The 26,302-nt window shown below is 65.5% G+C and carries 27 protein-coding genes; 15 read left to right on the top strand and 12 right to left on the bottom strand.

What is annotated here, in order from left to right:
• From FBY20_RS14120 to FBY20_RS14110, 3 genes are all read left to right on the top strand, one after another.
• Positions 1-255 (top strand): PP0621 family protein, encoded by a 255-nt coding sequence (locus FBY20_RS14120; protein ID WP_142052898.1) that lies wholly within the window; start codon positions 1-3, stop codon positions 253-255.
• 94 nt (positions 256-349) lie between these two features.
• A complete protein-coding gene (ampD, locus tag FBY20_RS14115) occupies positions 350-928 on the top strand; it encodes a 1,6-anhydro-N-acetylmuramyl-L-alanine amidase AmpD (protein WP_142052895.1) in 579 nt (192 codons plus the stop codon).
• Positions 929-946: 18 nt separating this feature from the next.
• Positions 947-1,570, top strand: coding sequence for a glutathione S-transferase family protein (locus FBY20_RS14110; RefSeq protein WP_128829326.1), 624 nt, complete (start codon positions 947-949; stop codon positions 1,568-1,570).
• A gap of 9 nt (positions 1,571-1,579) precedes the next feature.
• On the opposite strand, the gene FBY20_RS14105 is transcribed toward FBY20_RS14110, so the two are convergent.
• The 7 genes from FBY20_RS14105 to FBY20_RS14075 all read right to left on the bottom strand — a co-directional run bounded on the left by FBY20_RS14105 (position 1,580) and on the right by FBY20_RS14075 (position 9,289).
• A complete protein-coding gene (locus tag FBY20_RS14105) occupies positions 1,580-2,530 on the bottom strand; it encodes a tripartite tricarboxylate transporter substrate binding protein (RefSeq protein WP_223573203.1) in 951 nt (316 codons plus the stop codon).
• A gap of 81 nt (positions 2,531-2,611) precedes the next feature.
• The gene (locus FBY20_RS14100) at positions 2,612-4,033 is read right to left on the bottom strand and encodes an FAD-binding oxidoreductase (protein ID WP_142052892.1); all 1,422 of its coding nucleotides are present in this window, start codon (positions 4,031-4,033) and stop codon (positions 2,612-2,614) included.
• Entirely contained in the window at positions 4,030-4,995 is a 966-nt protein-coding gene (locus tag FBY20_RS14095) for a 2-hydroxyacid dehydrogenase (protein WP_142052889.1), read from the bottom strand. The genes FBY20_RS14100 and FBY20_RS14095 overlap by 4 nt, the downstream gene beginning before the upstream one ends.
• The gene (locus tag FBY20_RS14090; RefSeq protein ID WP_056324889.1) at positions 4,992-5,669 is read right to left on the bottom strand and encodes an RraA family protein; all 678 of its coding nucleotides are present in this window, start codon (positions 5,667-5,669) and stop codon (positions 4,992-4,994) included. Before FBY20_RS14090 ends, FBY20_RS14095 begins: the two co-directional genes overlap by 4 nt.
• 38 nt (positions 5,670-5,707) lie before the next feature.
• Positions 5,708-6,682 carry a tripartite tricarboxylate transporter substrate binding protein gene (locus FBY20_RS14085; RefSeq protein ID WP_062839863.1) on the bottom strand — a complete coding sequence of 325 codons (975 nt, stop codon included), beginning with the start codon at positions 6,680-6,682 and terminating at the stop codon, positions 5,708-5,710.
• 90 nt (positions 6,683-6,772) lie between these two features.
• A complete protein-coding gene (locus tag FBY20_RS14080; RefSeq protein WP_128829331.1) occupies positions 6,773-7,807 on the bottom strand; it encodes an NAD(P)-dependent oxidoreductase in 1,035 nt (344 codons plus the stop codon).
• Positions 7,808-7,813: 6 nt separating this feature from the next.
• On the bottom strand, positions 7,814-9,289 hold the full coding sequence (locus FBY20_RS14075; protein WP_142052886.1) for an aldehyde dehydrogenase: 1,476 nt from the start codon (positions 9,287-9,289) through the stop codon (positions 7,814-7,816).
• Between the two features lie 92 nt (positions 9,290-9,381).
• Here FBY20_RS14075 and FBY20_RS14070 point away from each other — a divergent pair, with 92 nt between their 5' ends.
• The 6 genes from FBY20_RS14070 to FBY20_RS14045 all read left to right on the top strand — a co-directional run bounded on the left by FBY20_RS14070 (position 9,382) and on the right by FBY20_RS14045 (position 14,775).
• Complete coding sequence (locus FBY20_RS14070) at positions 9,382-10,332, top strand: LysR family transcriptional regulator (protein ID WP_056324879.1); 951 nt, start codon at positions 9,382-9,384, stop codon at positions 10,330-10,332.
• A gap of 191 nt (positions 10,333-10,523) precedes the next feature.
• Positions 10,524-12,704 (top strand): ATP-binding protein, encoded by a 2,181-nt coding sequence (locus tag FBY20_RS14065; RefSeq protein WP_142052883.1) that lies wholly within the window; start codon positions 10,524-10,526, stop codon positions 12,702-12,704.
• A 392-nt stretch (positions 12,705-13,096) separates the two neighbouring features.
• Positions 13,097-13,369 (top strand): hypothetical protein, encoded by a 273-nt coding sequence (locus FBY20_RS14060; protein ID WP_142052880.1) that lies wholly within the window; start codon positions 13,097-13,099, stop codon positions 13,367-13,369.
• Entirely contained in the window at positions 13,312-13,806 is a 495-nt protein-coding gene (locus FBY20_RS14055) for a hypothetical protein (RefSeq protein ID WP_160144404.1), read from the top strand. The genes FBY20_RS14060 and FBY20_RS14055 overlap by 58 nt, the downstream gene beginning before the upstream one ends.
• A 30-nt stretch (positions 13,807-13,836) precedes the next feature.
• Complete coding sequence (locus FBY20_RS14050; RefSeq protein WP_142052874.1) at positions 13,837-14,385, top strand: hypothetical protein; 549 nt, start codon at positions 13,837-13,839, stop codon at positions 14,383-14,385.
• 78 nt (positions 14,386-14,463) lie between these two features.
• A complete protein-coding gene (locus FBY20_RS14045; RefSeq protein WP_142052871.1) occupies positions 14,464-14,775 on the top strand; it encodes a hypothetical protein in 312 nt (103 codons plus the stop codon).
• A gap of 27 nt (positions 14,776-14,802) precedes the next feature.
• Here the strand turns inward: FBY20_RS14045 and FBY20_RS14040 are convergent, their stop codons facing one another.
• Positions 14,803-15,624 carry an IclR family transcriptional regulator gene (locus tag FBY20_RS14040; protein WP_142052868.1) on the bottom strand — a complete coding sequence of 274 codons (822 nt, stop codon included), beginning with the start codon at positions 15,622-15,624 and terminating at the stop codon, positions 14,803-14,805.
• Between the two features lie 359 nt (positions 15,625-15,983).
• On the opposite strand from FBY20_RS14040, the gene FBY20_RS14035 reads away from it, so the two are divergent.
• From FBY20_RS14035 to FBY20_RS14010, 6 genes are all read left to right on the top strand, one after another.
• Positions 15,984-16,991: a 2-dehydro-3-deoxygalactonokinase gene (locus FBY20_RS14035; protein ID WP_056324861.1), complete on the top strand. Its 1,008-nt coding sequence runs from the start codon at positions 15,984-15,986 to the stop codon at positions 16,989-16,991.
• Positions 16,992-17,000: 9 nt separating this feature from the next.
• Positions 17,001-17,654: a 2-dehydro-3-deoxy-6-phosphogalactonate aldolase gene (locus FBY20_RS14030; protein ID WP_056324859.1), complete on the top strand. Its 654-nt coding sequence runs from the start codon at positions 17,001-17,003 to the stop codon at positions 17,652-17,654.
• Positions 17,651-18,799: a galactonate dehydratase gene (dgoD, locus tag FBY20_RS14025; protein ID WP_142052865.1), complete on the top strand. Its 1,149-nt coding sequence runs from the start codon at positions 17,651-17,653 to the stop codon at positions 18,797-18,799. Before FBY20_RS14030 ends, dgoD begins: the two co-directional genes overlap by 4 nt.
• A gap of 26 nt (positions 18,800-18,825) precedes the next feature.
• Positions 18,826-20,136, top strand: coding sequence for an MFS transporter (locus FBY20_RS14020; RefSeq protein WP_056324855.1), 1,311 nt, complete (start codon positions 18,826-18,828; stop codon positions 20,134-20,136).
• Positions 20,137-20,489: 353 nt separating this feature from the next.
• Complete coding sequence (locus FBY20_RS14015) at positions 20,490-20,813, top strand: type II toxin-antitoxin system RelE/ParE family toxin (RefSeq protein ID WP_174245412.1); 324 nt, start codon at positions 20,490-20,492, stop codon at positions 20,811-20,813.
• Positions 20,810-21,118, top strand: a complete 309-nt coding sequence (locus tag FBY20_RS14010; RefSeq protein ID WP_142052859.1) for a DNA-binding protein — start codon at positions 20,810-20,812, stop codon at positions 21,116-21,118. The genes FBY20_RS14015 and FBY20_RS14010 overlap by 4 nt, the downstream gene beginning before the upstream one ends.
• A gap of 23 nt (positions 21,119-21,141) precedes the next feature.
• Here the strand turns inward: FBY20_RS14010 and FBY20_RS14005 are convergent, their stop codons facing one another.
• From FBY20_RS14005 to FBY20_RS13990, 4 genes are read right to left on the bottom strand one after another with little or no spacing between them, the layout of a single operon-like run.
• Positions 21,142-22,794: an ABC transporter ATP-binding protein gene (locus FBY20_RS14005; protein ID WP_142052856.1), complete on the bottom strand. Its 1,653-nt coding sequence runs from the start codon at positions 22,792-22,794 to the stop codon at positions 21,142-21,144.
• Position 22,795: 1 nt separating this feature from the next.
• A complete protein-coding gene (locus tag FBY20_RS14000) occupies positions 22,796-23,692 on the bottom strand; it encodes an ABC transporter permease (RefSeq protein ID WP_142052853.1) in 897 nt (298 codons plus the stop codon).
• Positions 23,693-23,702: 10 nt separating this feature from the next.
• Complete coding sequence (locus FBY20_RS13995; RefSeq protein WP_142052850.1) at positions 23,703-24,644, bottom strand: ABC transporter permease; 942 nt, start codon at positions 24,642-24,644, stop codon at positions 23,703-23,705.
• Between the two features lie 3 nt (positions 24,645-24,647).
• Positions 24,648-26,252 (bottom strand): ABC transporter substrate-binding protein, encoded by a 1,605-nt coding sequence (locus tag FBY20_RS13990; protein ID WP_142052847.1) that lies wholly within the window; start codon positions 26,250-26,252, stop codon positions 24,648-24,650.
• Positions 26,253-26,302: the final 50 nt, after the last annotated feature.

Here is a 26,302-nt window from a genome sequence, read left to right as displayed (position 1 = left end):
GTGGGCAAGTTGCTTTTCTGGATCGTTCTGATCATCCTGGTCCTGTTGGTTGCCCGCGTCGCCGGCCGCATGGCCGCGCAGCGGCAGGCCGGCCCGAAGAAAAAGGCGCAGGCCGACGCAGCACCGCCCACCCTGGAATCCATGGTGCGCTGCGCCCATTGCGGCATCCATCTGCCCCGCTCCGAGGCCTTGCTGCAAAACGGCCAGACCTGGTGCAGCGCCGACCACGCGCGCCTGGGTCCGGCCAAGCGCTGATCCCCCTTTCGAGCGGGCGGGCCAAGTGGCCGGATAGGGCAATCGGCGGGCCCACGGCATAATGAGCGCCGGAATCTTTACTCGCTCCCTCCCTATGCCTTTGCTCCTGGATCGACATGGCTGGCTGGCGCCGGCTCCGGGCGTCTCCCTCTTGCGCTCGCCCAACTGCGACACGCGCCCCGCGGGCGCGCAGGTTTCGCTGCTGGTCCTGCACAACATCAGCCTGCCGCCGGGCCAGTTCGGCGGCCCTGAAGTCGCGGACCTGTTCCTGAACACGCTCGACTACGGCTCGCATCCCTGGCTGGAACGCCTGCGCGGGCTGCGCGTGTCCGCGCACTTTTTTATTCGCCGCGACGGCAGCATCATGCAATTCGTCTCCACGGACCGGCGCGCCTGGCACGCCGGCGTGTCGCGCTTTGCGGGACGCGAGCGCTGCAACGATTTTTCCCTCGGCATCGAACTGGAAGGCACGGACACGCTGCCCTACACTGACGAGCAATACGCGTCGCTGCGCAGGCTGACCCACACGCTGCGTTCGCGCTATCCCCTGGTGGCCGCCCAGGGACACGAACATATCGCCCCGGGGCGCAAGACCGATCCCGGGCCGGCATTCGACTGGACGCGCTTCGGGCGCGACAGCGGCTTTGCGCGGCGGCACCTGCCGCCGGCCTGACCCTTGAAAGGATTGGCTATGTTGAAGATCTGGGGACGCCTGACATCCGTCAACGTTCAAAAAGTAATGCTGGCCGTACGCGAGCTGGCGCTGCCGCACACCTTTGTCCAGGCAGGCGGCCCCTACGGCGTGGTCGACACCGACGATTACGCGGCAAAGCTCAATCCCAACCGCCTGGTGCCGGTCATCGACGACGGCGGCTTCATCCTTTGGGAGTCCAATGCCATCGTGCGCTACCTGGCGGCACGCTACGGCGTGGGCACGCTGTGGCCCGAGGATGTCTGCCTGCGCGCCGACGCAGACCGCTGGATGGACTGGCAGGCGACCGAATGGCAGCCGGCCATGGTGCCGGCATTTCTGGGCCTGATCCGCACGCCCGAAGACAAGCGCGACAAGGCCGCCATCGAGAAATCCGTTCAGCGCTCGAACGCGCGCGCCCTGATCCTGGATCAGGCCCTGCAAGGCCGCGAGTTCATCGTGGGCCGCCATCTCACGATGGGCGACATCGCGCTGGTCGCGGCCGCCCATCGATGGCTCGCCATGCCGATTGAGCGGCCCGATACGCCCGCGCTATCGGCGTGGTACCGGCGGGTCATGATGCGCCCGGCCCCGCAAGGCGTGCTGACCTTGCCGCTGGCGTAATCGCGCGGGCTACTCCACCCAGGGCGTCTGGGCCCAGATCTGCCGCAGGCGCGCATCGTCGCCCTTCAGGCGCTCCTGCCACTGCGGCCCGTCCACGTAGTCCATTTCCGTGAACTGCTGCTTCATCTGGGTCTGGAACGCCGGATTGGCCGCCACCTTGCCCAGCGCCTGCCGCAGTTTTTCCGACACGTCGGCGGGGAGGCCCTTGGGTCCGACGATGCCGCGTTCCGAGGCAAACACCAGGTTCACGCCCAATTCCTTGAACGTGGGCACATCCGGGCCCAGCGGCGACCGCTTTTCGCTGGCCTGCGCCAACACCCGCATATTCTTGCCGTTGTAGGGCATGACCTCGCCCAGATTCAGGCCGCCAATGACGGTATGCCCCCCCAGCACCGAACTGCGCAACGGGCCCGCGCCGTTGTACGGAACGTGATTGAGCTTGGTGCCCGTCTGCGCCTGGAACAACACCAGCGCCAGATGATCGTCGGTGCCCACGCCCGTCGATCCATAACTCACCGCATCCGGCCGTTCCTTGGCGGCGGCGATCAACGCCTGCAAGGTCTTGTACGGGCTGTCGCTGGCCACGCTGAACGCGCTGGGGTCGCGGACCAGGTTGGCCAGGTACGTGAAGTCATCGCCGGTGAAGCCCGCCTGACGCTCGATCGGCAGCGACACCAGCCCCGGCATGTTCGTCATTGCCAGCGTATAGCCGTCCGGCTTGGCGCGCGCCACGTAGGACAGGGCGATCGCGCTGGACGCGCCCGGCTTGTTCTGGACAACGACGGTCGTGCCCAGTTCCTTTTCCAGGAAGACGGCCAAGGCACGGGCCGTCAGGTCGGTGCCGCCGCCGGGCGCAAACCCGACCACCAGTTCGATGGGCCGGTCGGGCCAGGCCCATGCCGGCAAAGCGGCGCAAAGGCCGGCAACGGACAGCGCGGCGCGCGCGAGGGTCTTGCTCATCAGCAACATTTTCTTGTCTCCAGTTGTTATGTCATTGGGCCGGAAGGCCGTCATTGAAATGGTGCGCGCCGTCGTGGCGCGCTACGCCAAGGCGCGATCTGCCGAGGCGGACAGCACCTTGCCGGGATTCATCAGCCCTTGCGGGTCCAGGGCATGCTTGATGCGTCGCATCAGGTCCAGTTCCACGGGACTCTTGTATCGCTCCAGGTCGAGCACCCGGCGGTGGCCGATCCCCTGCTCGGCGCTGATAGACCCGCCGGCCTCGTGCACGCGGTCGTGGACGAGTCGCTGGATCGCCGATTCCGGCACGCCCTGCGGCGGCAGCAGGTTGTAATGCAGGTTGCCGTCGCCCAGATGGCCGAACACGCGCATGCGCACGCCGGGAAACGCCGTGGCCAAGGCATGGTCGGTGGCCCGCACAAAGGCAGGGATGCGTGAGGCGGGCAGCGAGATGTCATGTTTGACACACGCGCCGGCCTTGGCCAGCGCCAGGGTGATGCTCTCGCGCAGGTGCCAGAATGCGGCGCTTTGCGCGCCGGACACCGACACTGCCGCATCCAGCGCCTCGCCGGCCTCCAGCGCGGCCGCCAGCACGGCCTCCAGCCGCGTCTGCGCGTGCATTTCGTCCTCGCTGTCCGATAGCTCCAGCAGCGCGCACCATGCGTCCGCCGGCAGATCGGCAAATGGCAGGTGCTGCTGCGGGAAAGCCTGGACCACGTCACGCAGGCACGCCGCCGACATCACTTCAAATGCGGTCAGTCCGGCGCCAAAGCCCGCGCGGGCGCGTTGCAGCAGTTGCAGGGCCTGCTCAAGGCTGGCGACCGCGATCAGCGCGGTTCGCTGCGCGACCGGCAACGGAAACACCTTGAGCACCGCCGCGGTGATGATGCCCAGCGTGCCCTCGCTGCCGATGTACAGATCGCGCAGGTCGTAGCCCGTGTTGTCCTTGCGAAGGCTGCGCAGGCCATGCCAGATTTCGCCCTGCGGGGTGACGACTTCCAGTCCCAGCGCAAGCTCGCGCGCGTTCCCGTAACGCAGCACCTGCGTGCCGCCCGCGTTGGTGGCCAGATTGCCGCCAATGGTGCAGCTTCCTTGCGCCCCCAGCGATAGCGGGAAGAGCCGGCCCGCCTGGCGCGCAGACGCCTGCACCGACTGCAGCACACAACCCGCTTCGACCGTGATGGTGTCATTGTCCAGATCCAGGGCGCGCACCCGGTTCATGCGCGCCAGCGACAGCACCACGGCAGAACCGCTGACGTCCGGCGTGGCGGCTGCCACCTGTCCGGTGTTGCCGCCTTGCGGGACGATCGGGAACCCGGCTGCCGCGCACAGACGAACGACTTGCGCGACTTCGCCGGTATCGCCTGGCCGCAACACCGCCATGGCCCGGCCCGTCACGGCCTGGCGCCAATCGGTCAAGTAGGGCTGGGCATCCGCGCCCGTCAGCACATTCGCCTCGCCCAGGCAGGCCGTCAACGCCGCCCGCAGCGCAGCCGGGGTCATGCCTGCATCTCCCGGTCGGCGATCGGCGTGAGCAGCGCGCCGCTGCGCAGGAACGCTGCGACATTATCGAAGACCAGATCCGCCATCGCGGCCCGCGTCTCGTGCGTCGCGCTGCCCGCATGCGGCATCAGCGAAACCTGGTCCAGATCGGCAAAATCGGCGGCATCGGTGGGCTCCTGCTCCAGCACATCCAGGCCGGCGCCGCCCAGCTCGCCCGAGCGCAACGCCGCCAGCGCCGCCGCCTGGTCCACGACGCTGCCGCGCGCGATGTTGACCAGAATCCCTCGCGGGCCCAGCGCGCGAATGACGGGCGCATTGACCAGATGCCGCGTGGCGGCCCCGCCCACGCAGGCCACCACCAGAAAGTCGGCCCACGCGGCCAGGTCCACCAGGGATGCTTCGTAGGGGTATGGCGACTGCGGCCTGGGGCTTCGATTGTGATAGCGCACCTGCATGTCGAAGCCCGCGCCCCGGCGGGCGATCGCTTCACCGATGCGGCCAAGTCCCAGGATGCCGAGCCGCTTGCCCGATACCCGGGTCGCAACCGGAAATTGCCCGATGGCGCGCCACTGGCCCGTCTTCACGTAGCGGTCGCCCACGGCGGTACGCCGGGCCGCCGAAAGCATCAGCGCCCACGCCAGATCGGCGACGCAGTCGTCCAGCACGTCGGGGGTGACACTGATCCCGATGCGCCGGTTGGCGGCGGCGCGCAGGTCCAGGGTGTCGTAACCCACCCCCCAGCTGCACACGGCCTGCAGATTCGGCAACGCGTCGAACATCGGCTGCGTGAATCCATGCCGGACTGACGTCACCGCGACCCGCGGCTCCACCAATTCGTCGCCAAATGCCGCCAGGCCCAGCGGCTCCCGCCAGGCCTGCAGGACGCGGTAATGGGCGGCCAGGCGCGCATCGAACGCGGCGCCCAGCGATGTGACCTGCACCACCTCGTAGCGGGCAGTCACGCACGGCCTCCGGTGCTGGCGGGAATGTAGTTGGCCGCGGCGGCGGCCTCAGCGAATGACAGGCCGTCCCGAATGCCGCGCTCCACCCGCTCATCCACCTCCAGCGCGTGCTTCGCCGCCGCCAGCACATCCTGCAACCGCGCACGCGGCACAACGACCAGCCCGGTGTCGTCGCCAACGACGAGATCGCCCTCGGCGACCTGCACGCCGCCGATGGTGACGGGATCGCCCATGGCCTGCAGGCGCAGGCGTGTCTTGCCGGTCAACGGGGTGACATGGCGGCTCGCCAGCCACAGTCCGGTCGCACGGATTTCATCGACGTCGCGGCAGGCGCCATCGATGACGACAGCGGTTGCCTGGCGCCGCGAGGCGGCCAACGAGGCAATGCCGCCGAAAGTGGAAATGCAGGTCCCCCCTGCGTCCACCATCAGCACGCGCCCGGGGCCTGTGGCGGCCACCAGGCGTCCCACCGCGAAATCGGCGCGGCCGAAGTCTCCCAGGCCGCCCCAGACGTGGCGCGCGGTGACGGCAAAGCCAGCGATACGGCCTTGCCCGCCCCGGCGCTCAATGCCCTGCACCACGCCGGCAATGCCCAGCGTATCCATCGCATCGGCCCAGGTGCTGGTGCCGATGGCGGCGCAGCGCGCCAGCAGTTCTTGATCGTTGTCGCTCATTCAGTAGGTTCTCCCGTCGGTATCGACCGTGCGGCCGCTCAGTCGATCTGTGCGCCGGAGAGCTTGACGCCCTCGGCCCACCGCTTCGCCTCGTCGTTGATGAAGGCCTGGAACTGCTGGGGCGAGCTGTTGTTCACATCGCCGCCCATCTCCTGCAGCCGCTTGGTCATTTCGGGCGTGGCCACGACGCGGGCGACATCCTGGTAGATCTTCTCGCGCAGGGCGTCCGGCATGCTGGCCGGCGCGAAAAGGCCAAACCAGGTCGCGGCCTCGAAGTTCTTCATGCCCGCCTCGGCCATCGTCGGGACCTGCGCGATGGCCTCGACACGGCGCGGATGCGCCAACGCGATGGCGTTGAGCTTGCCCGACTGGATATGGGGCAGCGCGGCCGACAACGTGACGAAGGCCATCTGCACCTGTCCGCCTATCAGGTCGGTCAGCATCGGCGCATCGCCGCGGTACGGCACATGGACCAGCTTGATTCCCGTCCTGGCCTTGAACAGTTCGCCCGTCAGGTGCTGCGGCGTGCCGTTGCCGGTGGACGCCAGGCTCAACCCCTGCGGCGCGGCCTTGGCGTACTTGATCAGATCGTCGAGGGTCTTGACCGGCAGCGAGGGCGAGGTCACGAGCACCAGCGGAATCGTGGACGTGAGCGTCAGCGGCGCGAAATCCTTCAAGGGATCGTAGTTGAGCTTCTTGTACAGGCTGGCGCTGATGGTGTGGGCGGCCGTCGTCATGTAGAGCGTGTAGCCGTCGCCAGGCGAACGCGCCACCTGCTCGGCGGCTACCGTTGTGCCCGCGCCTGGACGGTTGTTGACGATGACCTGCTGCCCCCATGCGGCCGGCAGCTTCTCCGCGATCAGGCGCGCGATGACGTCCGTGGCGCCGCCGGCTGGATACGGCACCACCAGTGTCACGGGTTTGTCGGGATAGCCCGCCGCCTGCGCCGCAGCCCCACCCAACGCCAGCCCCATGCCGATGGCCACGCCGGCAATGCAATGTCGCAACTTCATTGTCCTGTCTCCTGTGGATGTCGTTATCGTGACTACTGAAGTACGTACTGCCCGCCCCGGCGCTCTATGGCGCCGTGAGCGCATTCCTCCTTACGGCGTCTGCACGGCCTCCTGCGCCTCGCGCCAGGCCAGCAGCCGGTTCACGCCCTCCGCCATGCCGACCCGGGGTTGCCAGCCGATATGCTGGCCGGCCAGGTCATGCGGGATGTGGAAGGCGCCGCCCGACGTCAGGCGCACCGTGCCGGGCGGATCCGGCTTGATTTCGGGCTGCAGGTCGCTCTTGCAGTAGTCCAGCACCAGCCGCACCAGTTCGCCGGTGGTGATGGGCGCCGGCCCCGACACATTCACCGCGACATCGGTGGCGGCGCTTTCAAAGGCGGCCACGTTGGCGCGCGCCACGTCCGAGACGTGCACGAAATGCTTGGTATCGGTCCCGTCGCCCGGCAGCACGGGCCGCTCGCCCTTGCGCACGCGGTCATAGGTTTCCATGATGTACAGGGAATTGGCGGCGCGGTAATGCTGCCGTTCGCCGTAGACCGTGGAGTAGCGCAGCACCACATAGTCCAGCCCGGCCTTCTGGTAGTACTGGCGGCATAGCTGCTCGCCCATGATCTTGGACGCGCCATACAGGATGGCTGCGGGAGGCGCGCCCACCGAATGGAAGGGGCCGTTCTCGACCAGCGCGCCCGCAATGCCGGTGCCATAGCCATACACGGCATTGGACGAGGCGAAGACGATCTTCTTCACCTTGTTGGCGCGGCAGGCCTCCAGCATGTTCTGCGCGCCACGGATGTTCACGTCCACGGCCTGCCAGGGCGTCTGGGCAAAACCCAGCGTCATGTAGGCGGCAAGGTGCAGCACGCCGTCCACGCCCTCGGTGGCAGTCAGCAGATCGGGCAGGCGCATCAGGTCGCCGCGCACCACTTTCACGCGGGGGTTGTCCTGCAGATGCGCGATCGCCTCAGGCGTGCCGAACGCGAAGTTATCCAGCAGGATGACTTCCTTGACGCCGGCCGCCAGCAGCGCGTCGGCCGTGTGGGATCCCACCAGGCTGGCCGCGCCGGCAATCAAAATGCGCGCGTCGGCCAGGGACAGCGCCGCGCCTTGTTTCTTTTCAGTCGTCATGTTTGTTCAAAGTCCCATTGGTTTGTCGTGCATGCCCCAGTACAGGCTCTTGACCTGGCTGTAGAGGCGCAGGCCGTGCAGGCCTTTCTCGCGCCCGATGCCGCTGGCCTTGAAGCCGCCGAACGGGGTCGCGATATGCGATTGCTTGTAGGTGTTGATCCAGATGGAGCCGGCCTCGATCTCACGCGCCACGCGCCAGGCGCGGGCGTAGTCGCCGGTCCACATGCCCGCGGCCAGGCCGAAGGCGGTGTCGTTGGCCTGCTGGACCACATCGTCCTCGTCCGCGAACGGCAGCGCCACCAGCACCGGTCCAAAGATTTCTTCCTGGCACACGCGGGCGCCGTTGCCCAGCCCATCGATCACGGTCGGCAGGTAGAACCATCCGTTGGCCAGTTCGGCCTGCGTGGGCGCCGCGCCGCCGACCAGGACTTTCCCACCCTCGGCACGGCCGATGTCCACATAGCCCGCCACCTTGTCCCGATGCGCCCGCGAGACCAGCGGCCCCATCTGCGTGGATGAATCGTCGGGCAGGCCGACGCGGACCTGCCGCGTGCGCTCCACCAGCGCCTGCATGAAACGCCCGTAAATGGACTTCTGCACGAACAGTCGCGACCCCGCCACGCAGCTCTGGCCGGCCGACCCGAAAATGCCCGACACCACGCCTGCCACCGCGCGATCCAGGTCCGCATCGTCAAAGACGATATGCGGCGACTTGCCGCCCAGTTCCAGTCCGACCGGAATCAGACGCTGGCCCGCGATGCCGCCAATGGCGCGGCCGGTTTCGGTACCCCCGGTGAACGACACCATGCGCACGCCGGGATGCCTGACCAGCGCCGCGCCCACGTCTTCGCCATGGCCGGGCAGGACGGTCAGCAGACCTTCCGGCAGCCCCGCCTCGGCGCAGATGCGGGCCAGTTCCAGCGCCAGTTGCGGCGTTTCCTCGGACGGCTTGATCAGCACCGCGTTGCCCGCGGCCAGCGCTGGCGCGGCCTTCTGCGCTTCGTTCATGATGGGCGAGTTCCAGGGCGTGATGGCCGCGATCACGCCAAAGGGCTCGGCCAAGGCCATGGAAAAGTATTCGCCGCGCGGCGAGGTCATCTCGTTCTGCCACGTCTCGCACACGGCGGCGTAATAGCGGAAATGCCCGGCCGCGCTGTCGACCATGTTCAGGCATTCCTTGTAGGGCTTGCCGCTGTCCAGCATCTGCAGGCGCGCCAACGGCTCACGCTCGGCGGACAGGCGGCGCCCGATTTCGTACAGCGTGGCGGCGCGCTGGTCGGGACGCAGCTTGCGCCAGGGCTTGTTTTGGTAAGCGTCCCAGGCGACGGCAACAGCGGTGTCGACGTCCTGCGGCAGCGCGCGCGTGACGATGCCGGCGATGCTGCCGTCGGCCGGGTTGATGGAGGTGATGACGGCGTCGCCGTCTTGGCTCTGGCGCCAGTTGGCGCCCAGCCGGAAGGGCTTGTGGCTCGATGCGTCCATAACGTCTATGAATCCGGAGGGCTTCGGTAGACGTCATCATCGTCCGGCCAATTATTAGACACAAATAGATATTTCTTCACTATTATTAGCCGATGGCTATCAATATCAAATACCGGCCGCTCAAGGCCTTTTTGCTCGCGGTGGACACCGGCTCTTTCACCCACGCGGCCAATCACCTCGGCGTGACTCAACCTTCGTTCACCGCCCTGATCCAGGACCTTGAAGAAGTGCTCGGCCTGCGGTTGTTCGAACGCACCACGCGCAGCATCAGCCTGACCTCGGCCGGGCAGGACTTTTATGCCCGCGTGCAGCGGCCCATCGCCGACCTCGAAGAGGCCTACCGCAGCTTGGCGGATCTGGCTGCCGTGCGGCGCGGCAACGTGGCGTTGGGCGCCCTGCCCTCGGCCGCTCTGACACTTCTGCCCGCCGCCACCGGCACGCTGCGCCAGGCGCATCCGGCGCTGAAGGTGCGTGTGGTCGAGGCCCACAACGACGAACTGGTCGCCCTTTTGCGCACCAACCAGATCGAGTTCGCCGTGGCCGCGCAGGCCGAGCCGGCGTCCGACCTGACGTTCACTCCCTTGGGCGAGGACTGCTTTTGCGCCGTCTTTCCCGCTGGCCACCCGCTGGGCGAGGCGCCGGGGATGCTGCACTGGCGCGACGTGCTGCGCTACGACCTGATCCTGCTCTCGCAGGGGTCCCATGCGCGCCAGCAGTTCGACCGCGCCGTGCGCGATGAGGTCGGGGCGCCGACCACCGCGCTGCGCTACGACGTCACGCACATGGGCACGGCGGCCGGCATGGTGCGCCAGGGGCTCGGCGTCAGTGTGCTGCCGCGGCTGGCGCTGCCGGAGCTGAACCTGTCCGGCCTTCTCTGCACGCCCCTCTGTGACGCGTCGGCGCGCCGCTATATCGGCGTGCTGCATCGCCGCGACCGCACGCTGTCGCCGGCCGCGCAGGCGCTGGTCGAACAACTGGAGACGGCAATGGCCCACATCCAGCAGCGGCTGTTGCCATTGCCCCCGATCACTGCGGACGCCTGAAAGAACTCGACAACTGCGCGACGATCCGTGACGGCTGACCGACAAATTGCAACACTCGCGGGGCGGGATCCATGTAAATATTTAAAGCCGTCGTCAGGCGCACACCGCGGCGACACAGGCCAAACGCCTCCATCCATGCATCGTTCCCGCCAGATGACTGATGCGTTGGGGGCACCAGGAAGGAGACTTGCTTGACTTGCCCGCCGCCAGAATTCGCAAGCCACACTGCGCTGCATGAAGCGCAACGCCAGATCCTGCTTTCATCGGCGTCCGGCACGCCGGCCAAGGCATGCCTGGAGGCGCTTACCGATGCCGTCGGCCGCTTGCTTCCCGACGCGCGCGCCTGCGTCGTTCTGGCCGGCGCGGGCCGCACCACCGTGCACGACGGATACTCTTCGCAATTGCCTGCCGAGTTCGCCGCGGGCCTGCGCGGACAGTCGATCGATCAGGCGCTCTTCGCGCCGGGCCTTGCAGCGCGGTGTGGCCAGCCAACGGGATGCCTCGATATCGAGGACGCGGCGATGTGGGCGGCGCCTTGGCAATCCCTTTGCGCGCAACACGGTATCCGGGCCTGCCACGCCCAACCGGCACAGGCTGCCGATGGTGCGCCCGTCGGCTGGTTTCTGTTGTTTCTGCCTCAGGCTGCTGCGTTGAGCACCTGGGAGCAGCGTGTCGCGGAGTTCGGCGCGTTGGCCGCCAGCATCGTGGTCGAACGGGACCGCGCGGCCGCGCATCTTCGGCATGAAGTCCGCGCCCTGGCCCGACTGCAGGCGCTGAGCGCCGAACTCGTCGGCCCCGGCGAATTCGAACCGCTTCTGAAAAAAATCCTCGCCGCCGCGGCCGACATTTCCGGCACCGCCAAAGGCAACATCCAGATCTACGACCCCGCCAAGAACACGTTGCGCATTGCCGTGCACCAAGGCCTGAGTGCACGCCTGGTCGAGCATTTCGCGGAAGACGGCTGGGTCGCAAGCTGCGCCGAGGCTGCCAAGAACCTGGAACGGCTGGTTGTGCCCGACGTGGAACTGCTGACGGACCTGCAAGGCACCCTGGGGCTCGAGATCGTCATGGAGGACAACATCCGGTCGATCCAATGCACACCGCTGCTCAGCCGCAGCGGCCAGCTGCTCGGCATGCTCAACAACCATTACACGTGGCCCGGCGGCCCCACGCCGGAGGCCCTGCGCTACATCGATCTGCTTGCGCGGCAGGCCGCCGAACTGCTCGAACGTCATATCGCGGAATCGGAACTGGCGCGTGAACGGCGGCACAAGGACGAATTCCTGGCGGTGCTGGCGCATGAGTTGCGCAATCCGCTTGCCGCCCTGCGCAACATGCTCGAGGTGCTCAAGCGCGCCGAACGCGATCCCGCCATGACGGCACGCGCCCGCGAAGTCATGGACCGCCAGTTGCGCCAACTGGTCAGGCTGGTCGACGACCTGCTCGACGTCAACCGCATCAACCGCGGCAAGCTGGAGCTCCGCCTCACCTCCCTCACGCTGGACTCGGTCCTGCAGCACGCCATCGAGGCTTGCCGCCCCGCCTTGGAACAACACGGGCACCGGCTGAGACTGGTGCAGCCCGACGCGCAGATCACGCTGCAGGGCGACGCCGAGCGCTTGACGCAAGTCTTCGGCAACCTGCTCTCAAACGCGGCCAAATACACGCCCCCCGGCGGCGACATCGAGCTCTTCGTCGACCCGGGCCAGGACAGCGTCGACGTCACGGTCCGCGACAACGGTTCGGGCATTCCACCCGACCAGCTCGACCGGATCTTCGAGATGTTCACGCAGGTCGACCGGACGCTCGAACGCGCGCAGGGCGGCCTGGGCATTGGCCTCATGCTCGTCAAGCGCCTGGTGCAAATGCATGGCGGCACGGTGCGTGCCCATAGCGAAGGCCAAGGCAAAGGCAGCACATTCGTCGTCCGGCTGCCTGTCACCGGCATCCAGGCGGCCGCACCCGAGCAATCCACCAGCGCGCTTTCGCCCATCGCGCGCAAGGTGCTGGTGGTCGACGACAACCGCGACGCGGTCGAATCAATGGTCGCCGTGCTTGCCCTGGAAGGCCACGACGTCACTGCCGCTTACGACGGCGAAGAAGCCATTGCCCTCGGCAACCAGGTCCGTCCGCAGGTGATCCTCATGGACATCGGCATGCCCGGCATGACAGGCCACGAGGCCTGCCGCCACATCCGAACCCTCGACTGGGGCAAACGCGCAACGATTCTTGCGCTGAGCGGCTGGGGCCAGGAAGAGGACCGCCGGGAGTCGATGGAAGCCGGCTTCGATGCGCATCTGGTCAAGCCAGTCGATATGGACGTGCTGCTGGAGATGCTGTCGACGATCGAGCGGCGAGGTGGTCGGGGATAGGGGCAAGCATTGCACCTGCTCGCCCTTCCTGCATGACCCATCGGACCATCGCGCCAGGCCCGTGCGCGCACATCCCCTGTGTCTCGGAATTTCGCATAGATCGATTGCCGCATGACGGAGCGCGAATCTGCGCTTCAGCCGTGAGCAGACAGCAGAATTCCTCTTTGACGGTGTCCAAGGCGTTCACTGGTCGACACCCGCCGTACGCGGGCCCGCAAATTTCGAATAATTCCTAAGTCGAAAAATCTGCCTTCGTCAGATACTTGCCGCCAATGCCTGGCAGCCGGCGGACCCGCACATACAAGCCTCGGTCGATCGCGCTGCCAAGGATTCACTCGCGGTGTTTGCGGCCCATTGCGCCGCACGCACGTATCGACGAAGGAGCCTTCAGATTGATTGCCATTGCAAAGACCCCGCGAGAGCTTAGCGCCACGGCACTGGTCGGCGAATTGCTGCCGTTCCCCTACATCCCAGCTAATGAGCACAAACCTGCACTGGTCTCGATGTGGTTTGCCGACACCTTGTTAAGTCCTCGCAAGCTCACCGCGTTTCTTGGCAATCCGAGCAAGTTGCGAAGCATGCCGGCCACGGAAGTAAATCTTGTGCCATGGTTGACCGCTTTCGAGGAAAACACCAACCGGCTGTCATTCGCGGAAAAGGAATAGATGTTGCAGTCATCGAAACCGCGATAACACGCGCAGAGCGTCGGATGATCGGCGCATTGGGCGTGTCCGCGCTGGCCGGTGCGCTTAAGGCGATTGGCGACCAATCTGATGCCCGCGGCAAGGTGCGCACGTACATCATCATCGACAGCGCTATGCAGTTTGGCGAAGCGGCAGTCGCCGCCGCATACCTATTCGGTGGGAAATGGGGCGAAAAACTCAGAATGGCGGCGCTCACCACATTCTCCTCACGCTCACCAGGGCCGATTGGCCTTGGACTGATCGCCTTCGACCTGCTGCGCACAATTTGGGCTAACTACGTTGAAGGGAAAAAATCGAAGCAAGGTCAAGCTGGTCGACGGCGTGGGGTATCTCACTGTAGAGACGGCAACTCTCATCGGAGATACCGTGCTGACCTACTGGCCGAATGCCTTCAGTGATCCAGAAGTTTCCTTCACGGTAAAAAACTGATGGTCAGCACGAGAAAAGCGACGCCCAGCTTCCAGAAGGGCATTGATATCTGGAAGAACCGGAGCGATACAGCGCCGATGGAGCCTGTCGATCTGGCAATGTGGCCGGGCGATGCGGAATTCAAGGACGACATTAGTGAGGGAACTTTGTTCAACGAGCGGTTCATTGAAAGCCGACTCGGTCGGGACGAGCTCCTTGATGACACTTATATGCTGTCGATGCTGCACACTTTTTGCTTTGTGACAGTGACAGCTTATGTCATCACAAACGCGGCGCTTTGGTACTTGTTCATACCGTATCTGTTGTTCAGTTCGCCATTCTTTCTGTCTTTCGGAGCCCTCACGCGAACGGGCGGCCGCGTGCGGTTTAACCGTCAAGCGCAGCTGGTGCAGACGATGGATGGGAAGGGAAACGTGGTGGCAGTACCCTGGCGTGATGTACAACCGTTTTTCCGACTGAAGGTGCCCGCCCGCGTCGAACTTCGATTAGGCTTTCCTCCCCCGCCGGATAACAAGGCAAAGGTCTACGAGCAAGACGGCGTCTTGTAGCTTGGCGGCGGCTTTGATGCCGTCGATGAGGTGCATACGCTATGTGCCGCGCTGCGATTCGAGTTCATACGCCGATACATGGAAGAAGGTCTCGACGCGATTCAGCCGACCGCGGATCTGCCTGCGTACAAGAAGCCCTCGGGCTTGCCGCGAGATCCGTTCTTTTACTGGGTGGGATTCGGCCCTTTGATCGACCGGTGGGCAGCTCACCACGCAGCGAAATTCCAATGGCCCGACGAAGTGGAGCGGCTCTGCGCCGAAGGGGCGGACCTCTCTGCCTACGACACTACACCCGTCGCGTCCAACAAGCACATCTTCTACCGCTATGATCGGCTCGCCGGCGGTTTTTACCTGTGCGATCAAGATGGTCTGCGGCTTCGTCCAAGATAGAACCTTCCCGCAAGCCGATCCCCCCTCTCACCCCCGCTCCACCTTCCACCCCATCTCCGCCGAAATCCCCGCCGCCGCGCCCTGCACTATCGGCACCATCTCGCGCATGCGCTCCAGCGACATATAAGGCACGGTGCTCGACACGCTGATCGCGGCCACGATGCCGCTGGAGGCATCGCGCACCGGCGCTGCCACGCAGCGGATCGAGGGCTCGTTGTCTTCCAGGTCGAACGCATAACCCTGCGACGCGTAGTCGCGCATGCGGTCGCGGAACGCCTCCCATCCCTGCTGCCCGCCCGGCGCGCGGGATGAAACGGGCGCGCCCACGCGATGCAGCGATTTCCATTGCGATTCATCGGCGTCCAGCAGCAGCGCCTTGCCGACGCCGGTTGCGGCAAGCGGCATGCGGTGGCCCACCCGCGAACGCATTTCCAATCCCTTCTTGCCCGGGATTTTTTCCAGATACAGCACGTCGTTGTTGTCGCGCACCGCCAGGTGGATCGTGTCGCCGGTCAGTTCGGCCAGGCTGTCCAGATATGGACGTGCCAGCGTCGCCAGCGGAAAAGCCTCGCGCGCCTGGAATCCCAGCTCGATCAGCTTGGGGCCCAGCACGTAGCCCACGCCCGGCAACGCGCGCAGGTAGCGCTCTTGCACCAGACAACTTGCCAGCCGGTGCGTGGTGCTGCGCGCCACGCCGATGCGCGCGCAGATCTCCTTCAGGTCGCGTGCGCCATCGGCCACGGCCTGCACCACCGCAAGACCGCGCATCAGCGTCTGCGTGCCGGCGGGCGCGGCGGCATCGGGGTCCAGCGGGGCGGATAGCTCGGGGGGCAGAGTGGTGGCGGTCATGTTGCGAAGAGGGCGTTGCGGCGCGGCGGGACAGATCGGCAAGCATACCCGGCGCCGCGGCACGGATATGAGAGCAAAGCGGGAATCCACGGCGCTTCGCGGGCGAGCAAGTCATGTCGAGTGCCCATTCAAAGACCACTTCAAAATCACTTCAAATTCCCTGTATGTGGGATTTAATTCTATATTTTGAGATTTTTCAAGCGCTGGACTAGAATTTTTGCCATTCGTGTGCTGCGCGTCTCCCGCGCGCGCACGGCAGATTTCAGACAACAAGGTCCGCGCCCCCTCGCCCGGTCCCGCGCCCCCCCAACGGCGCTGCGACGGCGCCCGATGCGCGGCCAGAGACGAGACAGACTCTGATGAATACCGGATCGCCCGCCCGTGCGGCTCTTATCGCGCTGGATTGGGGAACCTCTTCGCTGCGCGCCTACCGCCTGGATGCCACGGGCCGCACGCTCGATACGCGCCATCTGCCCTGGGGCATCATGCGCCTGCCGCAACCGCTGCAGGACGGCGCCGCCACCACCACGCTGTCCGGCTTCGAGCTGGCGTTTGAACAGGCTTGCGGCGACTGGCTGCGCGCCGAGCCCACCCTGCCCGTCATCGCCTGCGGCATGGTCGGCAGCGCGCAGGGTTGGAAGGAAGCCGCCTACCTGGACGTGCCCGTCGACCTGGAACGCATCGGCACACTGTTGACCGTGGTGGACCGCGCGGGCGGCACGCCGGTCCACATCGTGCCCGGCCTCATCCAGCGCCACGGCCTGCCCAACGTGATGCGCGGGGAAGAAACCCAGGTGTTCGGCGTGATGGCGGAAGAAGCCAACGTCAACGCCGACAGCGTGCTCATCGGACTGCCCGGCACGCACTCCAAGTGGGTCAACGCGCGCCGCGGCCGCGTCACTCACTTCGACACGTTCATGACCGGCGAGGTCTACGCGGCGCTGCGCGGCCACACCATTCTGGGCCGCACGATGGCGGACGCCGCCACCCCTGACCTGGGTGCCTTCGAGCGCGGCGTCAAGATCGCCGGCGCGCCAGCGGGCCGCGCGGGCGTCATGTCCACCATCTTCAGCACGCGCGCGCTGGGCCTGACCGGCGAACTGGCGCCCGAATCGCAGGCGGACTATCTGTCGGGCCTCCTTATCGGCCATGAAGTCGCCGCGCTGGCCGAGATGTTGCGCCAGCAGGGCGAATTGCCCCGCATCGTGCTGTGCGGCGACCCGGCGCTGTGCAAGCGCTACACCCTGGCCATGCAGCACTACGGCCTGGGCGTGCCCGAACAGGCGCAGAACGCGACCGAACGCGGGCTGTGGCACCTGGCAATCTGCGCCGGCCTCGTCATCCCCTCCACCCCGATCCCCGCCTAGGAACCTTCGATGAACCATCCCGGTCTCCAAACCGCCATGGCCCACTGCGGCCTGATCGCCATCCTGCGCGGCATCACGCCCGCCGAAGCCGAGCCCGTCGGGCAGGCGCTGTACGACGCAGGTTTCCGCCTGATCGAAGTGCCGCTCAATTCGCCGGATCCGCTGGACAGCATCCGCGCCATGCGCGCCGCGCTGCCCACCGACTGCCTCATCGGCGCCGGCACCGTTCTCAATCCCGACGACTGCGCACGCATCCAGCAGGCGGGCGGCGAACTCATCGTCATGCCCCACAGCGACCCGGCGGTGATCCGTCAGGCCAAGAAACTGGGCATGGCGTCCTGCCCCGGCGTCGCCACGCCCACCGAAGCCTTCGCGGCGCTGGCCGCCGGCGCCGACGTGCTGAAGATGTTCCCGGCCGAGCAGCTGGGCCCCGCCGTGCTCAAGGCCTGGCGCGCCGTCATGCGCCCGCCGATCGCGCTGGTTCCCGTGGGCGGCATCACGCCCGACAACCTTTCCAATTACGCCCAGGCGGGCGCCAGCGGCTTCGGCCTGGGCTCCGCCTTGTACAAACCCGGCCTGTCGGCCGAAGCAACCGGCCAGAACGCGCGCGCTTTCGTCGCGGCCTGGCAACGCGCCTATCCTGCCCAGGAGACACAAGCATGAAGATCACCAAGCTCACCACCTACATCGTGCCGCCCCGGTGGTGCTTCCTGAAGATCGAGACGGACGAAGGCATCGTCGGCTGGGGTGAACCCGTCGTCGAAGGCCGCGCGCATTCGGTTGCGGCCGCCGTCGAGGAACTGTCGGACTACCTGATCGGCAAGGATCCCCGCAACATTGAAGACCACTGGACGGTCCTGTACCGCGGCGGCTTCTACCGCGGCGGCGCCATTCACATGAGCGCGCTGGCCGGCATCGACCAGGCGCTGTGGGACATCAAGGGCAAGCACCTTGGCGTACCCGTCTCGCAGCTCCTGGGCGGCAACGTGCGCGACCGCATCCGCGTGTACTCGTGGATCGGCGGCGACCGTCCCGCCGATACCGCCGCGGCCGCCAAGAGCGCCGTCGAGCGCGGCTTCACCGCCGTCAAGATGAACGGCACCGAAGAACTGCAGTACATCGACTCGTTCGACAAGGTCGAAAAGTGCCTGGAGAACGTTGCCGCCGTGCGCGACGCCGTCGGCCCGAACGTGGGCATCGGCGTGGACTTCCATGGCCGCGTCCACAAGCCCATGGCCAAGGTGCTGATGAAGGAACTTGATCCGTTCAAGCTCATGTTCATCGAAGAGCCCGTGCTGAGCGAACACTACGAAGCGCTGAAGGAACTGGCGCCGCTGACGTCCACGCCCATCGCGCTGGGCGAGCGCCTGTTCTCGCGCTGGGACTTCAAGCGCGTGCTGTCCGAAGGCTACGTCGACATCATCCAGCCCGACCCGTCGCACGCCGGCGGCATCACCGAGACCCGCAAGATCGCCGCGATGGCCGAAGCCTACGACGTCGCGCTGGCGCTGCATTGCCCGCTCGGCCCCATCGCGCTGGCCACCTGCCTGCAGATCGACGCCGGCTGCTACAACGCGTTCATCCAGGAACAGAGCCTGGGCATTCACTACAACGCCGCCAACGACCTGCTCGACTACGTCAGCAACCGCGAGGTCTTTGCCTACGAGGACGGCATGGTCGCGATCCCGCAAGGTCCCGGCCTGGGCATCGACGTGAACGAGGATTACGTCAAGGAACGCGCGGCAGTGGGTCACCGCTGGCGCAACCCCATCTGGCGTCACGCCGACGGCAGCTTCGCCGAATGGTAAGCCGATAAAAGAGAGAGGAGACACCATTGTCCACCGCCGCCCACACCGGCCTGCAGAGCGCCCAGCGCCCGACCCGCAGCCGCTACATCATCATGGTGATGCTGTTCATCACCGTCGTCATCAACTACCTGGACCGCAGCAACCTGTCCATCGCCGCACCCGCCCTCAAGGACGAGTTCGGCCTGGACACCTGGCATGAAGGCCTGATCCTGTCGGCCTTCGGCTGGACCTACGCCGCCATGCAGATCCCCGGCGGCTGGCTGGTGGACCGCGTGTCCCCCCGCGTGCTGTACGCCGCCGCGCTGATCCTGTGGTCCGCGGCCACGTTCTTCATGGGCTTTGCCGGCAGCTTCGTCATCCTGTTCGTCCTGCGCCTGGCCGTAGGCGCGCTGGAGGCCCCGGCCTACCCCATCAACAACCGCGTCGTCACCACCTGGTTCCCCGAACGCGAACGCGCCACCGCCATCGGCTTCTACACGTCCGGCCAGTTCGTCGGCCTGGCGTTCCTGACGCCGGTGCTGGCCTGGCTGCAGCACCACTACGGCTGGCACATGGTGTTCGTCAGCACGGGCCTGCTGGGCATCATCTGGGGCGTGCTGTGGTTCATGATCTACCGCGAACCGCGCCAGTTCAAAGGCGCCAACGCGGCCGAGATCGAACTGATCCAGCAAGGCGGCGGCGTCGTCGACCTGGACACGCGCGTGCGCGAAAAGAAGGCCCCGTTCAACTGGAACGACCTGGGGTTGGTCATGAGCAAGCGCAAGCTGTGGGGCGTGTACCTCGGCCAGTTCTGCCTGACCTCCACGCTGTGGTTCTTCCTGACGTGGTTCCCCACGTACCTGGTCAAGTACCGCGGCATGGACTTCATCAAGTCCGGCTTCCTGGCGTCGGTGCCCTTTCTGGCCGCCTTCATCGGCGTGCTGTGCTCGGGCGTCCTGTCCGACTTCCTGATCCGCCGCGGCGCAACGGTCGGCATGGCGCGCAAGCTGCCCATCATCCTGGGCCTCTTGATCTCCACGTCCATGATCGGCGCGAACTTCACCGACTCCACGCCCTGGGTCATCTTCTTCCTGGCCGTGGCGTTCTTTGGCAACGGCCTGGCGTCGATCACGTGGTCGCTGGTCTCGACACTGGCGCCTGTGCGCTTGTTGGGCCTGACCGGCGGCGTATTCAACTTCGTCGGCAACCTGTCGTCGATCTGCACGCCCATCGTGATTGGCTTGCTGGTGTCCAAGGACAGCTTTGCGCCGGCGATCGTGTATGTTTCGTCGCTGGCGTTGCTGGGCGCGCTGTCGTATATCTTGCTGGTTGGGAAGGTGGAGCGGATCGAGGCGTGATCGGCATGCCGGGAATTCACCTTCCTGGCTTGTCCTGACCAAGTGGGCGTCCAATGGGACGCCCATTTTTATTTGCGAAGCGTCCGACACCGCAGGTCCAAGCGGCCCCGGGTCAACCCCGGGTGCGATGCGGCGTCGTTCTTACGCCGAGGCGTTCGACATTGGACCGCTCCCGAACGCCGTGTCGTTCTCAATGGTGCCAAAACTGTCACCGTTGGCGGTTGTTTCCCTTCGATCATTCCCGGAGTATCGGCTTCCGAACGCTGCGCCACCGTCGGCGACGAAACGATTCATGACGGCCGACCGGGCTTTTACACGGCTTGACACGATTTCGTCTATAAACGAATATCCACATGTACGAAATCGAACATTATTTGGCCGCGAATGGCCGCACAAACCCCTATCTCGATTGGTTGAAGGGCCTGCGAGACAATCAGATCAAAGTTGCCGTCATACGGCGCATCTCACGGATTGAATTAGGCAATTTTGGGGATCACCGGTTTTGCCGAGATGGCGTCTGGGAATTGAGGATTGATGCCGGTCCCGGCTATCGCGTGTATTACGCCCTATACGGCAAGCGCGTCGTATTGCTGCTTTGCGGCGGCGATAAAAAGACACAGGCATCGGATATCGATAGGGCCGTGGATTACCGGAAAGATTGGGAGCAAAGATCATGAGAAGCAGACCCCATGACGAAGCGATGGCAGCGCTATATCGCGACGATCCAGGTCTGGCCGCAGACCTGATCAACAGCGTGCTGGAAGACGGCGACCAGGCCGAGCTGCTCATCGCGTTACGGCAGCTTACGTTGGCCTTCGGAGGCGTTCAATCTGTGGCCATGCAGGCAAGCCTGAATCCGACGCAGCTATATCGCACATTGTCTCCAAGCGGCAACCCAGCACTCAGCAGCCTGACGGCCATCCTGAAGGCAATGGGATTGCGGCTGGCGGTACAGCCGCTGGACCCATCGCACGCCCGGTAGCCGCATCGGTGTGCCACGCCTTGTTACTGCACCACCGTCTGCGCCGGCCTGAACCGCTTGAAATCCCAATGCCGGCCCGGCGCTGCCTCCAGCAACTGGCGCGTGTAGCCGTCCCTCGGCTGGGTCAACACCGCAGCCGCATCCCCAGCCTCGACAATCTGCCCCGACTTCATCACCACAATCGAATCGCAGATCTGCGCCGCCACGCGCAAGTCATGGGTGATGAACAGCACCGCCGTATCGGTGCGCGCGCGAATGTCCTCAATCAGGTCCAGCACCTGCGCCTGCACCGAAACGTCTAGCGCCGACACGGCTTCGTCGGCGATCAGGATGTCGGGCCGCAGGGCCAGGGCCCGCGCGATGCAGATGCGCTGGCGTTGCCCGCCGGAGAATTGATGCGGGTAGCGGTCCATGGTTTCCGCACTCAACCCGACGATGTCCAGCAGGTCGATGGCACGCGTTCGCGCTTCGTCTTCCGGCACGCCAAAATTGCGCATTCCCTCGACGATGGAATCGCCTACCCGGATGCGCGCATTGAGCGACCGGTACGGATCCTGGAACACTACCTGAATGCGCTTGCGCACCGGATGAAACTCGCGCTTGGTCGCGGTGGCGATTTCCGTACCGTCCAGCCGCACGCTGCCAGCACTCGGATCGATAAGCCGCGCAATGCAGCGCGCCAGCGTGGATTTTCCTGACCCCGACTCGCCAACAACGCCGACGATCTCCTTCTTGCGAAGCGTGAAGCTCACGTCCCGCACCGCGTGCACCGTGCGCTTCGCCTTGAAGAAGCCGCGCTCGGCATAAGTCTTCTGCAGGTCCTTCACGACCAGCACGGGCTCACCTTCAGGCGCCTTCCTTGCCTGCGGCGCCAGGCCCGGCACCGACGACACCAGCATGCGGGTATACGCTTCTTTCGGGCGCGCCAGAATGTCGTCGCGCGTGCCCACTTCCACCAGACGCCCACGATTCATCACCGCGATGCGGTCGGCGATTTCCGCCACCACGCCGAAGTCGTGCGTGATGAAGAGCACCGCCGTGTTGTGCGACTGCTGCAGTTCCAGGATCAGCGCCAGGATCTGCTTTTGCGTCGTCACATCCAACGCGGTCGTCGGCTCGTCCGCAATGAGCAACTTGGGATTCAGAATCAGCGCCATGCAGATGACAATGCGCTGGCGCTGCCCGCCCGACAACTGATGCGGGTACGACTGGTAGATGCGCTCGACGTCCGGCAACCGTACCGACTCCAGCATGTCCAGTATCTTGCGCTTGCGAGCGGCAGCATCCATGTCGCTGTGCGTGCGCAGCACCTCGTCGATCTGCCACCCCACGGTCCGCACGGGATTCAGCGCGGTCATGGGCTCCTGGAAGACCATTGACATACGCGTGGCGCGCAGTTCGCGCAGCCGCTCCGCCGTGCAGGCCAGCACATCCTCGCCGTCCAGCAGAATGCGGCCAGCGCTCGGGCGCAGCGCATCGGGCGCCAGCAGCCCCATCACCGAAAACGAAGTGACCGACTTGCCCGACCCGGACTCGCCGACCACGCACAAGGTTTCGCCGGCGCGGATGTCGAAGCTGATGCCCTCAACCACGTGGCGGGGTTCATCGCCGGGCGTGCCCACCAACTGCACCGACAGGTTCTGCACCTGCAAGACAGGCGTTGTGGATTCGTTCATGTCAGACCCTCCGCGCCATCTTGGGATCCAGGGCATCGCGCATCGCGTCGCCCAGCATGTTCACGCTGAGCACCGTCAACGCCAAAAACAGGCCCGGCAGCAGAATCAGCTCGGGACGAACCTGGAAGTACATGCGGCCTTCAGCGATGACGTTGCCCCAGGACGGAAACTCCGGCGGCATGCCCACGCCCAGAAAGCTCATGACCGCCTCCGACAGCATGGCGGACGCAAAAATGAAAGTGCCCTGCACAATCAGCGGCGCCAACGTGTTGGGCACCAGATGGCGCATCATCAACACACGCGTGGGCGTGCCCAGCGAGATGGCCGCCTCGACATAAGGCTCGTCGCGCAGGCTCAAGATAAGCCCACGCACCAGGCGCACCACCCGCGGAAACTCAGGCACGGCAATCGCGATCAGCACCGTCAGCAGGCTGGCGCCGGTGACGGCGACCAGCGCAATGGCCAGCAGGATGCTGGGCACGGACATGATGCCGTCCATGATCCGCATGATGACCATGTCCGCCGCGCGGAAGTATCCGGCGATCACGCCCAATAACAGGCCGGGAATCAGCGCCGCAACGGCGGTGCCCGCGCCGATCAGCAGCGAAATGCGCGCGCCGTGGACCACGCGTGAAAACACGTCGCGGCCATAGGCGTCGGTGCCGAACCAGTGCTCGGCGGAAAATCCCTTCAGTCGCTGCATGGGGTTGATGGCCATCGGATCGGCCAGGCCCAGCAGATTGGCCAAGACGGCAGCCAGCACGATGACCGCCAGCATGACCAGCGCGGCCATGACCGGCCAGGTAGACAGCGTGCGAACCAGCGCCGACCTGGGTGGCTTGCGGGCGGCAGGGACGAGGCCCGCCCCACCCGCGATCGAGTGTATGGAAGTAGACATGCGGATTCCTTCAGTAACGGATGCGCGGATCGAATACCGAGTACAGGACGTCGATGGTCAGGTTCACGCCGATGTAGACCAGCGAGAACAGGAGGATCAGCCCCTGGATCAGCGGATAATCGCGGGCGAGCACGGACTCGACCACCAGCCGGCCCAGGCCGGGCAGGTTGAACACCGATTCCGTGACGACCACGCCGCTGATCAGCAAGGCGATGCTGACGCCGATCACGGTAATGATGGGCACTGCCGCGTTGCGCAGCGCGTGCGCCATCATCACGGCGCGTTCGGTAATGCCCTTGGCTCGGGCGGTGCGGATGAAGTCTTCACCCATCACCTCCAGAACGCTACTGCGGGCGATGCGCGCAATCAGCGCCACAAAGCCGGTGCTGAGCGCGATCGTGGGCAGCAAGAGGTGCATGCCGAAGGCCACCAGGCCGGCCGACGGCGACTTGTAGCCCTGCACCGGCAGCCAGCCCAGTTTCATGGCGAACAGCAGGATCAGCGCGTAGCCGGTGACAAAGATCGGCACCGAGAATCCCAGCACCGAAAACGCCATCACCGTCCGGTCCGCGCGGGTGCCACGCCGCCAGGCCGAGAAAACGCCCAGCGGCACCGCGATCAGCGTGGACAGCAGGATGGTCGACAACGCCAGGGCCAGCGATGGCCCGACGCGGCTGCCGATCATCGCCGTCACCGGCGTGCCGGAATGCAGCGACGTGCCCAGGTCGCCCTGCAGTACCTGTCCGCCCCACAGCATGAACTGCGTGGCGAGCGACCGGTCCAGCCCCATGTGCTCGCGGATCTGCGCCAGTTGCGTTTCGGTGGCCGCGTCGCCCGCCAGGATCAGCGCCGGATCGCCGGGCGTCAGCCGCAGCAGGCAGAACACCAGCACCGCCACCGTCAACACAACGGGGACGGTGGCCAGGATGCGTCTGAGGATGTAGCTGAACATGGCTTACTGGGCGGCTTTCTTGATGTTCCAGAACACCGGCGCCGGCGATTCCAGCACGCCCGACAGCTTCTTGCTGTAAGCCGCCGCCGTTTCGATCTGCCCCAGCGTGATCGCCACGCCCTCGTCCAGCATCACGTCTTGCAGCTGTTCGGCGATCTGCTTGCGTTCCGGCTCCGTGCCCGCCACCAGGAACTTGTCGCGCAGCGCTTCCACCTGCGGCACGGTGGGCCAGCCAAACCACGCCTTCTCGCCATTGGCCGACACGCCGTAGTTACGCAGCGGATCCATGATCTCGCTGACATGCCACGTGGTCACAAAGATGCTCCAGCCGCCCTTGGCCGGCACGTCGCGATTGGCGCGGCGCGACAGCATGGTCATGAAGTCCATCGCCTGCAATTGCACGTTGAAGCCCGCCTGGCGCAACTGCTGCGCCATCACCACCGGGATGGCCGATGCCATCGCGATGTCGGTGGCGTGCAGGATCACCACGGGCGCGCCGTCATACTTGGCCTCCTTCAGCAGCGCCTTGGCCTTCTCGATGTTTGACGGCACGATCATGTCGGCGCGCGTATTGCTGGAATACGGCAGATCGCAGCCGAACACCGCGCCGCAGGTCTTGAAGAAGGCCGGATCGCCCACCTGCGCCTTCAGGATGTCGTCCTGGCCCACCGCATACATGGCTGCCTGGCGCACCAGCTTGTTGTCGAACGGCGCATGGAGCTGATTGAAGCGGTACATGGGCTGGTAGCCCATCTTGTCCAGAATGCGCAGCGTCAGGTCGGGCGAGCTTTTCACCATCGGCACCAGGTCGAACGGCACGGTCTCGATGTAATCGACCTCGCCGCCCAGCAAGGCATTCACCGTCGTCATTGGGTCGGCCATCGCCACCCATTCCACGCGGTCAACGTTGACCACCTTGCCGCCCGCCGTCCAGCTGGGCGCTTCCTTGCGCGGCACGTAGTCGGTGTTCTTTTCATAGACCGTTTTCACGCCGGGCTGGAATTCCTTCTGCACGAACTTGAAGGGACCGGACCCTGTGTAATCCGTGATGGCTTGCGCCACCGGCGTCTGCGCCACGCGCTTGGGCATCATGAAGCTAGGCAGCCCGCTGGGCTTACCCAGCGCCGACAGTACGTCCCCAGGCGCTGACAGCACGATCTTGAAGGTCTTGTCGTCGACCACGTCCATCGACGCCACCAGCGGCATGAGCTGGCGGCCGGTCTTGTCCGATTGGGCCCAGCGCTGGATGGACGCCACGCAGTCTTCGGCCTTTACCGGCGTGCCGTCGTGCCACTTCAGGCCGTCGCGCAGCGTGAACGTGTAGGTCTTTCCGTCGGGCGAGATCTCCCACTTTTCCGCCATCTGCGGCTGGACCTTGTTGTCCGCGTCCGTCGCCAGCAGCGTGTCGTAGATCATGTAGGCGTGATTGCGCGTCTGGTGCGACGCCGTCAGCACCGGATCCAGCACCGTCAGCTTGCTGGCCATCACCACGGTCAGCGTCTCGGCGTGCGCTGGCGCCCAGGCCAGTGCGCCGGCGCACGCCAGCGCAGCCCCCAGGCGGCCGAGACCGTAGCGGATTTCAAGTCTTTCAGCGTTCAGATAAGCCATGTCGTTCCCTTGAAGTTTTTATGAATGAACGGGGCCTGTGGCCGGCCCCT

Source organism: Achromobacter sp. SLBN-14, assembly GCF_006715415.1.
Lineage (GTDB): Bacteria > Pseudomonadota > Gammaproteobacteria > Burkholderiales > Burkholderiaceae_B > Achromobacter > Achromobacter mucicolens.
Note: the sequence above shows the minus strand (reverse complement) of the source record. Positions and strands in the feature narration are given on the sequence as shown.

Coding starts and splice junctions, on each gene's coding strand:
- ampD (WP_142052895.1), top strand. CDS start 350: ATGCCTTTGCTCCTGGATCGACATGGCTGGCTGGCGCCGGCTCCGGGC.
- FBY20_RS14110 (WP_128829326.1), top strand. CDS start 947: ATGTTGAAGATCTGGGGACGCCTGACATCCGTCAACGTTCAAAAAGTA.
- FBY20_RS14105 (WP_223573203.1), bottom strand. CDS start 2,530: ATGAGCAAGACCCTCGCGCGCGCCGCGCTGTCCGTTGCCGGCCTTTGC.
- FBY20_RS14100 (WP_142052892.1), bottom strand. CDS start 4,033: ATGACCCCGGCTGCGCTGCGGGCGGCGTTGACGGCCTGCCTGGGCGAG.
- FBY20_RS14090 (WP_056324889.1), bottom strand. CDS start 5,669: ATGAGCGACAACGATCAAGAACTGCTGGCGCGCTGCGCCGCCATCGGC.
- FBY20_RS14085 (WP_062839863.1), bottom strand. CDS start 6,682: ATGAAGTTGCGACATTGCATTGCCGGCGTGGCCATCGGCATGGGGCTG.
- FBY20_RS14080 (WP_128829331.1), bottom strand. CDS start 7,807: ATGACGACTGAAAAGAAACAAGGCGCGGCGCTGTCCCTGGCCGACGCG.
- FBY20_RS14075 (WP_142052886.1), bottom strand. CDS start 9,289: ATGGACGCATCGAGCCACAAGCCCTTCCGGCTGGGCGCCAACTGGCGC.
- FBY20_RS14070 (WP_056324879.1), top strand. CDS start 9,382: ATGGCTATCAATATCAAATACCGGCCGCTCAAGGCCTTTTTGCTCGCG.
- FBY20_RS14055 (WP_160144404.1), top strand. CDS start 13,312: ATGGTTGACCGCTTTCGAGGAAAACACCAACCGGCTGTCATTCGCGGA.
- FBY20_RS14050 (WP_142052874.1), top strand. CDS start 13,837: ATGGTCAGCACGAGAAAAGCGACGCCCAGCTTCCAGAAGGGCATTGAT.
- FBY20_RS14045 (WP_142052871.1), top strand. CDS start 14,464: ATGGAAGAAGGTCTCGACGCGATTCAGCCGACCGCGGATCTGCCTGCG.
- FBY20_RS14040 (WP_142052868.1), bottom strand. CDS start 15,624: ATGACCGCCACCACTCTGCCCCCCGAGCTATCCGCCCCGCTGGACCCC.
- FBY20_RS14035 (WP_056324861.1), top strand. CDS start 15,984: ATGAATACCGGATCGCCCGCCCGTGCGGCTCTTATCGCGCTGGATTGG.
- FBY20_RS14030 (WP_056324859.1), top strand. CDS start 17,001: ATGAACCATCCCGGTCTCCAAACCGCCATGGCCCACTGCGGCCTGATC.
- dgoD (WP_142052865.1), top strand. CDS start 17,651: ATGAAGATCACCAAGCTCACCACCTACATCGTGCCGCCCCGGTGGTGC.
- FBY20_RS14015 (WP_174245412.1), top strand. CDS start 20,490: ATGTACGAAATCGAACATTATTTGGCCGCGAATGGCCGCACAAACCCC.
- FBY20_RS14010 (WP_142052859.1), top strand. CDS start 20,810: ATGAGAAGCAGACCCCATGACGAAGCGATGGCAGCGCTATATCGCGAC.
- FBY20_RS14005 (WP_142052856.1), bottom strand. CDS start 22,794: ATGAACGAATCCACAACGCCTGTCTTGCAGGTGCAGAACCTGTCGGTG.
- FBY20_RS14000 (WP_142052853.1), bottom strand. CDS start 23,692: ATGTCTACTTCCATACACTCGATCGCGGGTGGGGCGGGCCTCGTCCCT.
- FBY20_RS13995 (WP_142052850.1), bottom strand. CDS start 24,644: ATGTTCAGCTACATCCTCAGACGCATCCTGGCCACCGTCCCCGTTGTG.
- FBY20_RS13990 (WP_142052847.1), bottom strand. CDS start 26,252: ATGGCTTATCTGAACGCTGAAAGACTTGAAATCCGCTACGGTCTCGGC.